This is a genomic window from Hydrogenophaga sp. SL48 (genome assembly GCF_021729865.1).
Classification (GTDB): domain Bacteria; phylum Pseudomonadota; class Gammaproteobacteria; order Burkholderiales; family Burkholderiaceae_C; genus Hydrogenophaga.
Window position 1 is genome coordinate 3,620,934 of sequence record NZ_CP063400.1, and the last position, 14,668, is coordinate 3,635,601.

The window sequence follows — 14,668 nt, forward strand, 5'->3', positions numbered from 1 at the left end:
GAAGGCCCGAGCGCGCGAGCCCCTCAGCTCCGGTCGGTTTTCACCGTGCGGGCTTTGGGCTGTTCCTTGACCGGGCGGCTCTCGGTCGCGCCCGCGCGCGCCAGTTCGTCCTTCACCAGGCTCTGGTACACCTTGGGCAGCTCGCGGCTCATGCTGTTGTTTTCGATGCCGTAGCCCAGGCTGGTCCAGGTGCCCGAAAGGCGCCTCAGGACCGGCTGAATGCGCCCCTGGCGCAATTGGGCGGGCAGGTTGCCCCAGCGCGACTCGGACAGCCAGGCGTGGATCACCGCGTCCTGGTACACCGGGGCGAAGCTCAGCCCCACGGCGTCCAGGGCGTCGTCGGTGCGCTGCGGGTGGTACTTGGCCGCCAGCTCCAGCCAGGTGCTGTAGAGAAGCTGGTAGCGCCCGGCGGCGGTGGAGCAGTTGCCCCGGTTCGGCCCCTGGCCGATCGACTCACAGCGGTTGGGGTGGCGGTCCAGCGTGCCCACGTAGTCACCGCCATACATGACGTGGTAGGGCCGCAGCACATTGGATTCGCTGGCCGAGATGGTGCGCATGAGGGCGCGCAAATAGGGGTCGCCGCCTTCCATCACCAGCGGCTGCGTGCCCGGCAACAGCAGCCAGGGGCGCCACAGCCACAGCAGCAACAGCATCACCAGCACCGCCGCCAGCGTGAGCCCGACCCGGGCGCGCCAAGGCGAATCCCAGAAGCTGGGCAGCGGGACCGGAGGGGGCGGGGTATCGGCGTGCGGAGGCAGGGTGGCGGGCATGCGAAACATCGGGCGGCCAGCGCGGCGCTGACACAATGGAACCATTGTCCAACAACCCGTGAGCCCTGCGCCATGCTGCTGTCCATCCCCGCCCTGCTGGCCGGCCTGATCCTGCTGGTGTGGGGCGCCGAACGGCTGGTGGAGGGCGCCGCCGCGCTGGCCCAGCGTGCGGGGTGGTCGCCGTTGCTGGTGGGGCTGGTGGTGGTGGGCTTCGGCTCGTCGGCGTCCGAACTGGCGGTGGCGGTGACGGCGGCGCTGCAGGACCACCCGGCGCTGGCGCTGGGCAGCGCCTGGGGATCGAACATCGTGAGCATGTCGCTGGTGCTCGGGGTGACGGTGCTGGTGGCGCCCATCAAGGCGCACTCGCCGGTGCTGCACCGCGAGCTGCCGCTGCTCCTGGCGGCCATTGTGCTGACCGCGCTGCTGGTGGCCGACGGTGTGCTCTCCCGGCTGGACGCCGCGCTGCTGCTGGCAGGTTTCGTGGCGCTGCTGGTCTGGTCGTGGCGGCAGTCGCGCCGCAGCGAACCCGACGAACTGGCGCGCGAGACCGCGCAAGAAATGCCCATGCTCCCGCTGCCACAAGGGCAGGCGGTGCGCCGGGTCCTGCTGGCCTTGGTGGTGCTGGCGGGCGGGTCGGCGCTGCTGGTGTGGGGCGCGGTGGACGTGGCGCACGGGTTGGGCGTGAGCGACCTGACGCTGGGTTTCACCGTGGTGGCGCTGGGCACCACCCTGCCCTCGCTCGCCAGCTGCATCGCCGCGGCGCGCAAGGGCGAAGACGACATCGCGCTGGGCCATGTGCTGGGCGCCGGCCTCTTCAACACGCTGGCCGTGGCCGGGCTGGCGGGCTTGATCGAGCCGCTGGACGTGGAGACCACGGTGCTGGTGCGCGATCTGGCGGTGATGGCCGCGCTGGCGCTGGGCCTCTACTGGGTGGGCCGCGATCCGCAGCGACCGACCCAGCTCGGCCAGACGGCGGGCCGCGTGCTGGTGGCGGTGTACCTGCTGCACACCGCCGCGCTGATCGTCACGTCAGGGCCAGGCTGAAGCGCCGTCAGGAGCGCAGGCCTTCGTTCACCGTCGGGTAACGCAGGCTCAGGCGCAGTTCGGCCTTCATGCGCCGGTTGTCCAGCCGGCGCGACTCGCTCATGAAGCTCAGCAGCATCAGGGGCAGCTGGTCGCCCGCCGCGTCGCGGGCGATGCGCGGCGGGCGCGGCAGGCCATACAGGTCGGCCGCGAGATCGACGTAGTCGCCCATCTTGAGCTGGCTGTCGTCCACCACGTTGACATTGCGCTGCGGCCGGCCGCGCCAGAGCGCGAGCGCGCAGGCGCGCCCCAGGTCGTCGGCGTGGATGTGGTTGGTGTAAACGTCGTCTTGCGCCCGCAGCACCGGCGTGCCGCGCTGCAGGCGCTCGCGCGGCGTGCCGCCGGCGCGGTCGGGCGCGTAGATGCCGGGAATGCGCAGCACCGAGGTGCGCACGCCCAGCGCGCGGCCGAGCCAGTGCACCGAGGCCTCGGCGTCCACGCGCCGCCAGGCCCTGGGCGTCTTGGGCTGCGTGGGCGTGGCCTCATTCACCCACCGGCCCTGGCTGTCGCCGTACACGCCGGTCGTGGAGCCATAGACCAGCGACACCGGCACCGAGCGCCGGGCCAGCACGCGCACCAGGTCCCGCGTGCGGGGGTCGAGCCGCCAGTCGGCCTGGCCTTCGGAGGGTGGCGGCGCGAGGTGCAACACGCGCGTGGCCAGACCGGCCAGACGCTGCAGGCTGCGCGGATCGTCGAGGTTGCCTTGCAGCGGCGTGATGCCCTGGGCACGCAGCTCGGCGTTGCGCTCGGTTGACGAGGTGAGCGCCAGCAGGCGCACCCGCCGCCCCGATCCCAGTGCACGTGCCGCGCGTTGGCCCACGTCGCCGCAGCCGATGATGAGCACCCGCTCGCGGCGGAAGCGTGCGGGGAGAGCGCCAGAAGGGTTCATGCCAGGCCAGATTTGCGAGAATGACGGGTTGCTTGCCGGCTTCACCGGCGCCATGCACAGCCCACAGACAACCACTTTAGCCCTTTTCACACCATGACCTTCACCATCACCGTCGAGCCCAGCGGCCGTGTCTTCAGCGCCGAGTCCGGCGAAGCCATCCTCGCCGCAGGCATCCGCCAGGGCATCGGCCTACCCTACGGCTGCAAGGACGGCGCCTGCGGCTCCTGCAAATGCAAGCTGGTGAGCGGCAGCGTGGCCCACGGCCCGCACCAGACCAAGGCGCTGAGTGCCGAGGAAGAAGCGGCGGGCTACGTGCTGACCTGCTGTGGCGTGGCGCAATCGGACGTGACGCTGGAGTCGCGCCAGGTCACCGAGGCCGGCGCCTTCCCGATCAAGAAGATGCCGGTGCGTGTGAGCAGCCTGGAGCGCGTGTCGCACGACGTGATCGTGCTCAAGCTGCAGCTGCCGGCGGCCGACGCCTTCCAGTACCACGCGGGCCAGTACGTCGAGTTCCTGCTGCGCGACGGCGACCGCCGCAGCTACTCCATGGCCAATGCGCCGCACACCCAGGCCAGCGGCAACTGGGTCGAGCTGCACCTGCGCCACATGCCCGGCGGCAAGTTCACCGACCACGCCTTCGGCACGATGAAGGAAAAAGACATCCTGCGCATCGAGGGGCCCTACGGCAGCTTCTTCCTGCGCGAAGACAGCGACAAGCCCCTGGTGCTGCTGGCCTCGGGCACCGGCTTCGCGCCCATCAAGGCGCTGATCGAGCACATGCAGCACAAGGGCATCACCCGCCCGGCCACGCTGTACTGGGGCGGCCGCCGCCCGGCCGACCTGTACCAGAACGCCTGGGTCGAGGCGCAGCTGGCCACCATGCCCAACCTGCGCTACGTGCCGGTGATCTCGGACGCCTTGCCCGAAGACGCCTGGACCGGCCGCACCGGCTTCGTGCACAGCGCGGTGCTGCAGGACTTCCCCGATCTCTCGGGCCACCAGGTCTACGCCTGCGGTGCCCCCATCGTGGTGGATTCGGCCCGCGCGCAGTACATCGCCGAGGCGGGCCTGCCCCCCGAGGAGTTCTATGCGGACTCGTTCACCAGCGCAAAGGACAAGGCATGAGCGCCCACACGGCCGTTCCGAAGGGCGCTCGCCCCGCAGTGCGCAGCACGGAGGGACTTCAAATGAACACCCGCCGCCAACTGATCGCCCGCACGGCATTGACCCTCGCGGCGGTCGCCGCCCCTGCCCTCGCGTGGGCCCAGGCCGACAAGGTCACGCGCATCGTCGTGCCCTTCGCGGCCGGTGGTCCGATCGACGTGACGGCACGCATCCTGGCCGATGCGGTGAAGGGGTCACTGGGCACCGTGATCGTGGAGAACCGGCCCGGCGCCGGCGGCAACATCGGCGTGGCGGCTGTGGCCAAGGCCGCGCCCGACGGCCTGACACTGGGCATCGCGACCACCGCGTCGCACGGCATCAACCCCTGGCTGTTCTCCAGGCTGCCCTACGACCCGGTGAAAGACTTCGCGCCGGTCACGCAGATGCTGCGCGTGCCCAACGTGCTGGTGATGAACGCCGAGACAGCACGGCGCCTGAACATCGCCACGCTGGCCGATCTGATCCGCTACGCCAAGGCGAACCCGGGCAAGCTCAACTACGGCTCGGGCGGCAACGGCAGCGCCGGCCACCTGGCGGGCGAGATGTTCAAGCACCAGTCCGGCGTGTTCGCGGTGCACATCCCCTACAACGGTGGCAACCCGGCGCAGCTCGGGCTGCTCTCGGGCCAGGTCGATTTCAACTTCGACAACCTGGCCACCGCCTCGGCCAACATCCGTGCCGGCAAGCTCAAGGCCCTGGCGGTGACCACCGCGCAACGCAGCGCGGCCATGCCCGACGTGCCTGCCGTGGCCGAGACACTCAAGGGTTTCGAGATCGACACCTGGTGGGGCCTGGTCGCGCCCGCCGGCACACCGGCCGACACCGTGCGCAAGCTCAACGCCGCGTTCACCGAGGCGTTGAAATCACCCGAGGTCAAGACCCGTTTCGCCGCCTTGATGGCCGAACCCGCACCGAGCTCGCCCGAAGCCTTTGCCGGCTTTCTGAGCAGCGAGCGCGCCAAGTACCAGCGTGCGGTCAAGCTCAGCGGAGCGACGGTGGATTGAGGCGGCTCCGTGTTCACACAGTCCTCGTTTGATCTTCGGTGCTCGGGCCCCCAGGGCAGGAGGTCCGGGCGGGCGTTCCCCGTCCCCCGAACCTCCTACCCCAGTGAGACGTGGGAACGCCTGCAGGAGCTCGACCGTCCGTTCGATATCTGAGGGTGCCCGGTGGAGTGCCCACCGGTCTTTCAGGTCGATGGTGGTTCCCCCGGGCGCAGGCCCCATTCGCCGTTGCCACAGAGTCGGCGTGCGCTGGCTGCGTTGACGCAGTGGTGTCGGCCCGCACACGCGCCTGACGGCGAGCGTGGGCTGGAGAACGGGGGTACCGCCATTGGCCTGCGCGAGGTGCTGGCGCGAAAGGCCCCGGAATCTTTCAACTGGCCACTGCCGACGGCACTCAAAAGAAAGGCACCCGAAGGTGCCCTTCTTTTGAAAGAAGCAGCGTTCACTCCGCCAGCAGCTTCTTCACATCGTCGGCCAGCGCCTGGGCACCGCCGCCGTAGCGCGTGTACAGGCGCACGCGACCCTGCGTGTCGTACACGTAGCTGCCCGCCGAGTGGTCCATGGTGTAGCTGGTGGGCGTCTTGCCCTCGACCTTCTTGTAGTAGATGCGGAAGCTCTTGGTGAGCTCGGGCAAGGCGTTGGGGGCCGCGTAAAGCGCGAGGAAGCCCGGGTCGAAATTCGCCATGTAGGCCTTCATGATCTCGGGCGTGTCGCGCTCGGGGTCCACGCTGACAAACAGGCCCTGCAGCTTGTCGCCGTCGGCGCCCAGCAGCTGCTTGGCCTGCGCCAGCTCGGTCATCGAGGTGGGGCACACGTCGGGGCATTGCGTGTAGCCAAAGAAGATCACCACCACCTTGCCCTTGAAATCCGCGAGGGTGCGTGCCTGGCCGTTGTGGTCGGTGAGCGAAAAGCCGGTGGCGTAGTCGGCACCGGTGATGTCCACGGCGCTGAAACTGGGCGCTTCTTTGCAGCCCGCAAGGCCCAGCCCCGCAGCGACCAGGCACAGCGAAAGAAAGTGGCGGCGAACGCCAAGGGTGGAACGGGTCATGGCAGGTAGTGGTCGATCAGCAGCGCCGCGAACAGCAGCGACAGGTGGATGAGGGAAAAGCGGAAGGTCTTGCGGGCCAGCGCATCGGAGTAGTGGCGCCACAGCGCGATGGCGTAACCACAGAAACCGATGCTGAGCACCACGGCCACCGCGAGGTAGAACCAGCCGCTCATGCGCATGATGAAAGGCATCAGGCAGGCGGCGAACAGCACGAAGGTGTAGAGCAGGATCTGCAACCGCGTGAACTCCGAACCGTGCGTGACCGGCAGCATGGGCAGGCCGGACTTGCGGTAGTCCTCCACGCGGTAGAGCGCGAGCGCCCAGAAGTGCGGCGGTGTCCAGAGGAAGATGATGAGGAACAGGATCAGCGCCTCGGGCGCGACCACGCCGGTCATGGCGGCCCAGCCGAGCACCGGCGGCATGGCGCCCGAGGCACCACCGATCACGATGTTCTGTGGCGTCAGCGGCTTGAGGATCACGGTGTAGATCACCGCGTAGCCGACAAAGGTGGCAAAGGTCAGCCACATGGTCAGCGGGTTGACGAGGAAGTACAGGATGGCCGAGCCCAGCGAACACAGCCCGGCCGAGAAGCTCAGGGTCTGCAGGTTGCCCAGCTCGCCCTTGGCCGTGGGGCGCCAGGCGGTGCGCCGCATCTTGGCGTCGATCTGTTGTTCGACCACGCAGTTGAAGGCCGCCGCGGCACCCGCCACCAGCCAGATGCCCAGCGAGGCCCAGGCAGCCAGTTGCACCTGCGCCCAGCTGGGCACGCCGGGCACGGCGAGCACCATGCCGATCAGTGCACAGAACACGATCAGCTGGATCACGCGAGGCTTGGTCAGCGCATGGAACTGGCGCCACACGGACGGTGGCGCGGGAACGGTGGAAGGATTCGCGGTGCTCATCAGGTCGATCGGGAAACGTTGTATCGGGGTGCGCTCACGGTGCCGTGGGCGCTGCGGGTGCCGAACACGGCGCCGGTCAGCACGATCACCAGCCCCGCCGCGCCGGCCGTGTGGCCCACGGCGGCCAGCAGGGGCCAGTCGAACACCACGTTGGTGAGCCCGCTGGCGAACTGCCACAGCAGCAAGGCCAGCACCCAGCGCGCGGTGGTCCGCATCGCGGGCACCGACCACAAACGCCACGCCATCCAGCCCAGCGCGGCCAGCACGGCGTACGCCGCGAGCCGGTGCACGTAGTGGATGGCGGTGAGCGCGGCGAAGGTGATGGGTTGACCCTCGGCGTTCATGCCGAGCGCGCGCCACAGCGAGAAACCCTCGCGCAGGTCCATCGGCGGCCACCAGCCGCCCTGACAGGTGGGGAACTCGCTGCAAGCGAGCACCGCGTAGTTGGTGCTGACCCAGCCGCCCAGCGCGATCTGAACCCACAGCAAGGCGTACACCAACCCCAGCGCGACGCGGGTCGGGTGGTCCAGTGAAATCCGCCCTGCGCTGTCGGGCGCGGTGATTTGATACGACACCGCCTGCGCGCGCAGCAGCGCCAGCAACACCAGTCCACCGAGCAGGTGCAGGGTGACGATGGCAGGAAACAGCTTCATGGTGACCGTGAGGGCGCCAAATGCGCCTTGAAGACAGACCCAGAACAGCGTGAGCAGCGGCCAGCCAAACGACACACTCAAGCGCCGCCGCTCCACCCAGCTCACCGCGGCCAGCACCAGGATCAACACGCCGACGGCCGTGGCCAGGTAGCGGTGGATCATCTCGACCCAGGCCTTGGAGAACGTGACCGGGCCGGTGGGCATGGCCTCCTGGGCGGCAGTGATGGCGGCGCTGGCGCCCACCGGGCTCACGCTGCCGTAACACCCGGGCCAGTCGGGACAACCCAGCCCCGAGTCGGTCAGGCGGGTGAAAGCGCCGAACAGCACCAGGTCAAAGGTGAGAAAGAGCGTGAGCAAGGTCAGCACCTGCAGCCGGCGCGCCACGCTCGCCTGCCGGTTGCGCAACCACACCCAGGCCAGCGGGGCCAAGGCGATTACCACACCCAGCAGCATCAGGCGAGCGACAGGCGCAAAGTCGTACAGGGCGGGCGTGTTCATGGACATGCATCAACCGCCGTTCACGGCCGCCACACCCACTCGACCACCCTTGTCCCAGAACGCCGACGCGCGCAGCAAACGGTCCAAGTCGCGCTTGATCTGCTTCGGGTCGGCCTGCGCAGGGAAACGCATCATCCAGTTGCCGATCGGATCGACCACGTACAGGTGGTCCTGCAGCCGCTGGCCGGCGGCGGGGGTGAGCCACGTGGCCAGCAGCTTCTCATCCACGTGCAACACGGTGGCGCTGGCGGTGGCCTTCTTCAGCGGTTCGGCGAGTTCGGGCGCCCCCGTGCGAAGCCAGACCCAGTCCAGCCGGTCCTTGTCCTTGCCCAGGCCTTCACGCAGCTGGTGCTGCACATACAGGTGCTTCTGGCAGGCATCGTCGCAGGCCGAATCGGCGACGCTGATGAAGAGCCACTGGTCTTTGAGCTGGGTCAGCGGCACCGCGCGGCCGTTCGCGTCCACACCGATGAACGCGGGCAGGGGCAACTGGGGGTCAATGAGTTCGCCGTAGTTGCGCCGCCCTTCCGGCCGGATCACGTAGTAGGTGAAGTACGACGCGATCACCGGTGCCGCGCAAGCCAGCAGCAGCAGGAGCATCTTCCAGCGGCCGGAACGGGTCATGGCCGCCGTGTCGGAAACGTCCGCGCGCGGCAGGCTGTGGACCGTGAGGGTCAGGGGTTCATCGGGGGTCTGGGCCATGGAATGAGTGTGATCGACGGGGGAAAATCAGTTGGAACCAGACATACAGGCCGGCGATGACCGCGCACATCGCAAACCACTGGGCCGCGTAGCCATGGTGCTTCTGCACGGCGGCTTCGAACCGCGGCCAGTCGCGCAGCAGGCCTTCCGGCGATGCGCCGGTCTGCAGCACCGACACCGGCATCAACGACAGGCCGGTGTCCCGGGACATGCCGTCGATGCTGAGATTTTGCCGGATGGGCCCGCGCTCCGCTTCGCCCAGCTCGAACAGCTGGCTGGGCGGCGGGGCCAATCGCCCGGCCACCTCGACCCAACCCTCGGGCGTGGGCACCGCAGGCACTTTGCTGCGGTCGGTGAAGTCGCGCGGCACCCAGCCTCGCTGCACCAGCAGCGACCGCTCGCTGCCCTTAAGCCGCAGGGGTGTGACGAGAATGAACCCGCTGCGCCCGCCCATGGGGCGGTTGTCCAGAAACACGCTGGCCCCGGACACCCATTCGCCGCGCAACAGCACGGGGCGGTGCAGCGCATCGTCAAGAGCGGGTCCATCCGGCAGCCCAGCCTCACTCAACGGTGGCAATGCGGCCCGCCCGTTGATGCGGTCCTCCAGCGCCTGTTTCTGGGCGGCGCGCGACAGCTGCCACATGCCCAGGGACGCGGTCAACCCCGCGCTCAGCACGGCGGCCACCGTGATGAGCCAGAAGCGGAAGCGGGGGGATGTGGAACGCATGCGAGGGCAATGAATGGTGGGAGCAGCGGCCTGGACGAGGTGATCAATGCACCGATAATCCGGCCATGACCTACATCGTGATTGTGGCCTTTGTGGCCATCCTGGGCAGTCTGGCGGCCGCGCTGGTGTTCATGATGCGCGGCGGATCCAGCTCGGACAACCCCGCAGAGACCCCGCGCAAGAACCACATGGCGCGCGCGCTTGCCTTCCGTGTGGGGTTTTCCATCCTGCTGTTTCTGGTCGTGCTCATCAGCTACTGGATGGGCTGGATTCAACCCACCGGGTTGCCCCTCAAGGGTTGAAACAAAAAAAGCGCCTCCTGGCGCTTTTTCTGGGCCGGCTCCTGGCGATTCCGCCCGGAACCGGGCGATCACATCCAGTACACGAGGATGTACAGGCCCAGCCAGACCACGTCCACAAAGTGCCAGTACCACGCCGCGCCTTCGAAGCCGAAGTGGCGCTGGGCCGTGAAGTGACCTTTCTGCAGTCGAAGCGTGATGAACAGCAGCATCAACATGCCCACGAACACGTGGAAGCCGTGAAAACCGGTGAGCATGTAAAACGTGGACCCGAAGATGCCGGAGGTCAGCTTCAGGTTGTAGGCGCTGTAGGCGTGGGCGTATTCGTAACCCTGAACAAACAGGAACACGATGCCCAGGATGACCGTCATCCACATGAAGGCGATGGTCTTGCCACGGTTGCCGGCCTGCAGGGCATGGTGGGCGATGGTCAGCGTCACGCCCGAGGTCAGCAGCAGCGCGGTGTTGATGGTGGGCAGCCAGAAAGGTCCCATGGTCTGAAACGGCTCCACGATCCCGGCGGGCGAAGCGGTGGCACCAGCCTGCAGGCTCGGCCACACCGAGGTGAAATCGGGCCAGATCAGCGAGTTCTCGATGTTGCCGAGCGCAGGCACCGAGTGGACACGGGCCCACCAGAGCGCGGTGAAGAAGGCACCGAAAAACATGACCTCGGAGAAGATGAACCAGCTCATGCTCCATCGGTACGACAGGTCGATCTTGTGACCGTACATACCACCTTCGCTCTCGGACACCGACTCACGGAACCACTGGAACAGCACGATCAGCCAGAACGCCATGCCAAAGGCCAGCGAATACATGCCCCAGTCGGCGCCGTTGATCCACTGGCCCGCGCCCAGGATCACGAAAAACAGGCCAATGGCCGCCATCACCGGGTGCCGCGACGGGCCTGGGACGTAGTAGTAGGGCGTCGTGCCGTGTGTTGCTGCTGACATGCTCACTCCTAAATGCTTTCGCTTGTATGGATATCGGAAATCAATGAACAACCGGTGGAGGGCTCAACCCACCACCCAGTTGACAATCAGGATCAGGGACAGGACAAAAAACAGCGCCATCACGATACCGACCACAATGAGGTGAATCGGGTTGAGGCGCGCCACATCGTTTTGGTAGTCCGTGTTGCGGCGCACGCCCAGAAAGCCCCAGAGCACGGCCTTGACCGTGCCCAGCACCGAGCCCTTGCGCTGGTGAACGGGTGTGCTCATACCGCACCCCCGGGCCGGGCGACAGGGGCCACCACAGGCACCTTGGCCACATCCTGCGGCGCGGGTGGCACCTTGCCGCCCACTTCGAAAAAGGTGTACGAGAGCGTGATCGTGGACACGTCCTTGGGCAGGCGCGGATCGATCACGAACGCCACCGGCCAGGCTTTTTTCTCACCTGGCGCAAGCGTGTATTGCGTGAAGCAGAAACACTCCAGCTTGTTGAAGTGGGACGCGGCCTGCATCGGTGCGTAACTCGGGATCGCCTGTGCGGCCATCGTCCGGTTCTGGATGTTCTGGAACTCGTACATCACGGTGGTCAGTTCACCGGGGTGAACCTGCAACGAACGCACCGCCGGCTTGAAATGCCACGGGCCACGGGCATTGACATCGAACTCCACCGTGATCGTGCGCGAGGTGTCCACCTGGGTGTTGAGCGCGGCCTTCGGCTGGGCTCCAGGCACCTCGCGCTCGGCCAGCGCCAGCACATTGATGCCGGTGGCTTCGCAGATGGCCTTGTAGATGGGCACGAGCGCGTACCCAAAGGCGAACATGCCCAGCGCGATCACGCCGAGCTTGCCCACCATCTTGAAGTTTTCTCGACGCAGTCCCATACAAGCCGATCAGCCGCCCAGCAGCACCATCTTGCCCACGAAGCCGAGGAAAAAGACCACGGCCACGGACGCGAGGATCAGACCCAGACGGGCGTTCTGTTTTTTGCGGTCGGAGGACATGGTCATTTCTGTGTCTTCAATGCAGGGTCAACTCAGCCAATCACCTTGGTGGCGGTGGCGTCGAGCTTGGGCGGGGTTTCGAACGTGTGGAACGGTGCGGGCGAAGGCACTTCCCACTCCAGGCCTTCGGCACCTTCCCAAGGCTTCTGCGACGCCTTGGGGCCTTGACCGCGCATGGCCGGGATCACCACGGCGATGAAGAAGTACACCTGCGCAAAACCGAAGAAGAAACCGCCCACCGACGCGATGGCATTGAAGTCGGCGAACTGCATCGGGTAGTCGGCATAACGACGGGGCATGCCGGCCAAGCCAAGGAAGTGCATCGGGAAAAAGGTGACGTTGAACGAAATCATCGACCACCAGAAGTGGATCTTGCCGCGCGTTTCGCTGTACATCACGCCGGTCCACTTGGGCAGCCAGTAGTAGATGCCGGCAAACATCGCAAACAGCGAACCGGCCACCAGCACGTAGTGGAAGTGGGCCACCACGTAGTAGGTGTCCTGGAAGTTGATGTCGATCGGCGCCATGGACAGGATCAGGCCCGTGAAGCCACCGATGGTGAACACGAAGATGAAGCCCACGGCCCACAGCATCGGGGTCTCGAAGGTCATCGAACCCTTCCACATGGTCGCGATCCAGTTGAAGATCTTCACGCCTGTGGGCACGGCGATCAGCATGGTCGAGTACATGAAGAACAGTTGGCCCGTCACCGGCATGCCGGTGGTGAACATGTGGTGTGCCCACACGACGAAGGACAGGATGGCGATCGAACCGGTGGCGTACACCATGGAGGCGTAGCCGAACAGCTTCTTGCGCGCGAAAGCGGGCACGACCTGGCTCACGATGCCAAAGGCCGGCAGGATCATGATGTAGACCTCGGGGTGACCGAAGAACCAGAAGATGTGCTGGTACATCACCGGGTCACCGCCGCCGGCGGGGTTGAAGAAGCTGGTGCCGAAGTGGCGGTCGGTCAGCGTCATGGTGATGGCACCGGCCAGCACGGGCATCACGGCGATCAGCAGGTAGGCGGTGATCAGCCAGGTCCAGCAGAACATGGGCATCTTCATCAGCGTCATGCCGGGGGCACGCATGTTGAGGATGGTGACGATGATGTTGATCGAGCCCATGATGGACGACGCACCCAGGATGTGCATCGCGAAAATGCCGGCGTCCATCGAGGGGCCCATCTGCAGGGTCAGCGGCGCGTACAGCGTCCAGCCGGCGGCGGGGGCGCCGCCTGGCATGAAGAACGAGGACACCAGCATCAGTGCGGCCGGGATCATCAGCCAGAAACTGAAGTTGTTCATGCGTGCGAAGGCCATGTCGGACGCGCCGATCTGCAACGGGATCATCCAGTTCGCGAAGCCCACGAAGGCCGGCATGATGGCCCCGAACACCATGATCAGGCCGTGCATGGTGGTGAGCTGGTTGAAGAGCTCGGGGTTGACCAGTTGCAGGCCCGGCTGGAACAGCTCGGCACGGATCAACAGCGCGAGAACGCCACCCACCATGAGCATGGTGAAAGCGAACAACAGGTACAGCGTGCCGATGTCTTTGTGGTTGGTGGCGTAGACCCACCGGCGCCAGCCCGTGGGGGCGTGGTGATCGTGGTGGTCGTCGTGCGCGTGAGCGTCATGGGGATCGAGTACTGCACTCATCATCGTTTCCTTTGGAATTCAAATAGCTATCAGTGCCCGGCTCACTTGCGCGCAGCCACCACCTCGGCAGGCTGCACGATTTGTTCGGTTTTGTTGGACCAGCTGTTCTTGGCGTAGGTCATGACCGCAGCCAGCTCGGTGTCTGACAGCTGCTTCCAGGACGGCATGGCGCCGCCAGCGGCGCCGTTGAGCAACACATTGATCATGGCGGCATGGTCGGTGCTGGTCACGATGGCCGAGCCGTCCAAGGGCTTGATGGGGCCGGCGCCTTTGCCGTTGGCCTGATGGCAGGCCACGCAGTTGGCGGCGTACACCGATTCGCCACGCTTCACCAGATCAGCCAGGGTCCACACCTTGGACGGATCGTCGGCCAGCGCCGCCATCTTCTTGTACTCGCCATCCACCCACTTGGTGTAATCCTCGGCCGACACCACCTTCACGTGGATGGGCATGTAGGCGTGTTCCTTGCCGCACAGCTCGGCACACTGGCCATAGAAATCACCGGTCTTCTCGGCACGAAACCAGGTGTCGCGCACGAAGCCGGGGATCGCATCCTGCTTGATACCGAAGGCCGGCACCATGAAAGCGTGAATCACGTCGTTGGCGGTGGTGATGATGCGCACCTTCTTGCCCACGGGCACCACCATCGGGTTGTCCACCTTGAGCAGGTAGTCGTCGGTGGCCGGCGGGTTGCCGCTGCTGGACATTTCACGGTGCTTCACGTCGAGCGTGGAGAGGAAACCGATGCCCTCGCCCTCACCCTTGATGTAGTCATACCCCCACTTCCACTGCATGCCTGTGGCCTTGATGGTGATGTCGCTGTTGGTGGTGTCCTTCTGGGCCACCAGCACCTTGGTGGCTGGCAGGGCCATGCCGATCACGATCAGCAGCGGGACGATGGTCCATCCAAGCTCGACCCAGATCGGCTCGGGCAACTCCTGGGCCTTGTGGCCAACCGACTTGCGGTGCTTGAGGATGGAATAGAACATCACCCCGAAGACGATCACGAAGATGACCGTGCAAATGATCATCATGAACCAGTGCAGCCAGTGCTGCTCTTCAGCGATCTTGGTGGCTGCGGGAGCAAAATTGAGCTGATTCACCGCCGGGCCACCGGGCAAGTCATTGACGGCGTGGGCAGCTTCGGTCACCCAGACCGCAGAGCCGAGGGCCAGCGATGAAACCAGGGTGCGCAGGCCACCCAGTCGATCAAGCAAAGAATCACCCGTCTGTTTTGTCGTACTCACGTTTAACGCCTCAAATATAAGTATTGATTTATATCAATGCTGATTAGAACAAAATTTCCGGGGACCGCCCACT

17 protein-coding genes are annotated in these 14,668 nt (G+C 66.0%); 4 read left to right on the plus strand and 13 right to left on the minus strand.

The window, feature by feature from the left end; translation table 11 throughout:
- Positions 1-23 precede the first annotated feature (23 nt).
- The gene (locus IM738_RS17145) at positions 24-770 is read right to left on the minus strand and encodes a glycoside hydrolase family 24 protein (protein ID WP_236962264.1); all 747 of its coding nucleotides are present in this window, start codon (positions 768-770) and stop codon (positions 24-26) included.
- A gap of 72 nt (positions 771-842) precedes the next feature.
- Between IM738_RS17145 and IM738_RS17150 the strand changes: the two genes are divergently transcribed.
- Positions 843-1,814 carry a calcium/sodium antiporter gene (locus IM738_RS17150; RefSeq protein WP_236962265.1) on the plus strand — a complete coding sequence of 324 codons (972 nt, stop codon included), beginning with the start codon at positions 843-845 and terminating at the stop codon, positions 1,812-1,814.
- A 7-nt stretch (positions 1,815-1,821) separates the two neighbouring features.
- Here the strand turns inward: IM738_RS17150 and IM738_RS17155 are convergent, their stop codons facing one another.
- The gene (locus IM738_RS17155; RefSeq protein WP_236962266.1) at positions 1,822-2,742 is read right to left on the minus strand and encodes an SDR family oxidoreductase; all 921 of its coding nucleotides are present in this window, start codon (positions 2,740-2,742) and stop codon (positions 1,822-1,824) included.
- Positions 2,743-2,835: 93 nt separating this feature from the next.
- Here IM738_RS17155 and IM738_RS17160 point away from each other — a divergent pair, with 93 nt between their 5' ends.
- Both IM738_RS17160 and IM738_RS17165 read left to right on the plus strand, forming a co-directional pair.
- Entirely contained in the window at positions 2,836-3,867 is a 1,032-nt protein-coding gene (locus IM738_RS17160; RefSeq protein ID WP_236962267.1) for a CDP-6-deoxy-delta-3,4-glucoseen reductase, read from the plus strand.
- Between the two features lie 62 nt (positions 3,868-3,929).
- Positions 3,930-4,910: a tripartite tricarboxylate transporter substrate binding protein gene (locus IM738_RS17165; RefSeq protein WP_236962268.1), complete on the plus strand. Its 981-nt coding sequence runs from the start codon at positions 3,930-3,932 to the stop codon at positions 4,908-4,910.
- Between the two features lie 439 nt (positions 4,911-5,349).
- Here the strand turns inward: IM738_RS17165 and IM738_RS17170 are convergent, their stop codons facing one another.
- Genes IM738_RS17170 through IM738_RS17190 form a run of 5 tightly spaced genes read right to left on the minus strand, consistent with a single transcriptional unit; the run spans position 5,350 to position 9,437 of the window.
- Positions 5,350-5,955, minus strand: a complete 606-nt coding sequence (locus IM738_RS17170; RefSeq protein WP_236962269.1) for an SCO family protein — start codon at positions 5,953-5,955, stop codon at positions 5,350-5,352.
- Positions 5,952-6,857 (minus strand): heme o synthase, encoded by a 906-nt coding sequence (gene cyoE, locus IM738_RS17175; RefSeq protein ID WP_236962270.1) that lies wholly within the window; start codon positions 6,855-6,857, stop codon positions 5,952-5,954. The genes IM738_RS17170 and cyoE overlap by 4 nt, the downstream gene beginning before the upstream one ends.
- The gene (locus IM738_RS17180) at positions 6,857-8,008 is read right to left on the minus strand and encodes a COX15/CtaA family protein (RefSeq protein ID WP_236962271.1); all 1,152 of its coding nucleotides are present in this window, start codon (positions 8,006-8,008) and stop codon (positions 6,857-6,859) included. Before IM738_RS17180 ends, cyoE begins: the two co-directional genes overlap by 1 nt.
- Positions 8,009-8,017: 9 nt before the next feature.
- Positions 8,018-8,710, minus strand: a complete 693-nt coding sequence (locus IM738_RS17185; protein WP_236962272.1) for an SCO family protein — start codon at positions 8,708-8,710, stop codon at positions 8,018-8,020.
- Entirely contained in the window at positions 8,691-9,437 is a 747-nt protein-coding gene (locus IM738_RS17190; protein WP_236962273.1) for an SURF1 family protein, read from the minus strand. Before IM738_RS17190 ends, IM738_RS17185 begins: the two co-directional genes overlap by 20 nt.
- 65 nt (positions 9,438-9,502) lie before the next feature.
- Between IM738_RS17190 and IM738_RS17195 the strand changes: the two genes are divergently transcribed.
- Positions 9,503-9,739 (plus strand): twin transmembrane helix small protein, encoded by a 237-nt coding sequence (locus tag IM738_RS17195; protein WP_236962274.1) that lies wholly within the window; start codon positions 9,503-9,505, stop codon positions 9,737-9,739.
- A gap of 68 nt (positions 9,740-9,807) precedes the next feature.
- On the opposite strand, the gene IM738_RS17200 is transcribed toward IM738_RS17195, so the two are convergent.
- The 6 genes from IM738_RS17200 to coxB all read right to left on the minus strand — a co-directional run bounded on the left by IM738_RS17200 (position 9,808) and on the right by coxB (position 14,553).
- Positions 9,808-10,689 (minus strand): cytochrome c oxidase subunit 3, encoded by an 882-nt coding sequence (locus tag IM738_RS17200; protein ID WP_236962275.1) that lies wholly within the window; start codon positions 10,687-10,689, stop codon positions 9,808-9,810.
- 63 nt (positions 10,690-10,752) lie between these two features.
- Positions 10,753-10,959: a DUF2970 domain-containing protein gene (locus tag IM738_RS17205; protein WP_236962276.1), complete on the minus strand. Its 207-nt coding sequence runs from the start codon at positions 10,957-10,959 to the stop codon at positions 10,753-10,755.
- Positions 10,956-11,570 carry a cytochrome c oxidase assembly protein gene (locus IM738_RS17210; protein ID WP_236962277.1) on the minus strand — a complete coding sequence of 205 codons (615 nt, stop codon included), beginning with the start codon at positions 11,568-11,570 and terminating at the stop codon, positions 10,956-10,958. Before IM738_RS17210 ends, IM738_RS17205 begins: the two co-directional genes overlap by 4 nt.
- A gap of 9 nt (positions 11,571-11,579) precedes the next feature.
- Entirely contained in the window at positions 11,580-11,690 is a 111-nt protein-coding gene (locus IM738_RS17215) for a cytochrome oxidase small assembly protein (protein WP_236966346.1), read from the minus strand.
- Positions 11,691-11,722: 32 nt separating this feature from the next.
- On the minus strand, positions 11,723-13,348 hold the full coding sequence (gene ctaD, locus IM738_RS17220; protein WP_236962278.1) for a cytochrome c oxidase subunit I: 1,626 nt from the start codon (positions 13,346-13,348) through the stop codon (positions 11,723-11,725).
- A 41-nt stretch (positions 13,349-13,389) separates the two neighbouring features.
- Entirely contained in the window at positions 13,390-14,553 is a 1,164-nt protein-coding gene (gene coxB, locus IM738_RS17225) for a cytochrome c oxidase subunit II (protein WP_442908527.1), read from the minus strand.
- Between the last annotated feature and the right edge of the window lie 115 nt (positions 14,554-14,668).

Coding starts and splice junctions, on each gene's coding strand:
- IM738_RS17145 (WP_236962264.1), bottom strand. CDS start 770: ATGCCCGCCACCCTGCCTCCGCACGCCGATACCCCGCCCCCTCCGGTC.
- IM738_RS17150 (WP_236962265.1), top strand. CDS start 843: ATGCTGCTGTCCATCCCCGCCCTGCTGGCCGGCCTGATCCTGCTGGTG.
- IM738_RS17155 (WP_236962266.1), bottom strand. CDS start 2,742: ATGAACCCTTCTGGCGCTCTCCCCGCACGCTTCCGCCGCGAGCGGGTG.
- IM738_RS17160 (WP_236962267.1), top strand. CDS start 2,836: ATGACCTTCACCATCACCGTCGAGCCCAGCGGCCGTGTCTTCAGCGCC.
- IM738_RS17165 (WP_236962268.1), top strand. CDS start 3,930: ATGAACACCCGCCGCCAACTGATCGCCCGCACGGCATTGACCCTCGCG.
- IM738_RS17170 (WP_236962269.1), bottom strand. CDS start 5,955: ATGACCCGTTCCACCCTTGGCGTTCGCCGCCACTTTCTTTCGCTGTGC.
- cyoE (WP_236962270.1), bottom strand. CDS start 6,857: ATGAGCACCGCGAATCCTTCCACCGTTCCCGCGCCACCGTCCGTGTGG.
- IM738_RS17180 (WP_236962271.1), bottom strand. CDS start 8,008: ATGAACACGCCCGCCCTGTACGACTTTGCGCCTGTCGCTCGCCTGATG.
- IM738_RS17185 (WP_236962272.1), bottom strand. CDS start 8,710: ATGGCCCAGACCCCCGATGAACCCCTGACCCTCACGGTCCACAGCCTG.
- IM738_RS17190 (WP_236962273.1), bottom strand. CDS start 9,437: ATGCGTTCCACATCCCCCCGCTTCCGCTTCTGGCTCATCACGGTGGCC.
- IM738_RS17195 (WP_236962274.1), top strand. CDS start 9,503: ATGACCTACATCGTGATTGTGGCCTTTGTGGCCATCCTGGGCAGTCTG.
- IM738_RS17200 (WP_236962275.1), bottom strand. CDS start 10,689: ATGTCAGCAGCAACACACGGCACGACGCCCTACTACTACGTCCCAGGC.
- IM738_RS17205 (WP_236962276.1), bottom strand. CDS start 10,959: ATGAGCACACCCGTTCACCAGCGCAAGGGCTCGGTGCTGGGCACGGTC.
- IM738_RS17210 (WP_236962277.1), bottom strand. CDS start 11,570: ATGGGACTGCGTCGAGAAAACTTCAAGATGGTGGGCAAGCTCGGCGTG.
- IM738_RS17215 (WP_236966346.1), bottom strand. CDS start 11,690: ATGTCCTCCGACCGCAAAAAACAGAACGCCCGTCTGGGTCTGATCCTC.
- ctaD (WP_236962278.1), bottom strand. CDS start 13,348: ATGAGTGCAGTACTCGATCCCCATGACGCTCACGCGCACGACGACCAC.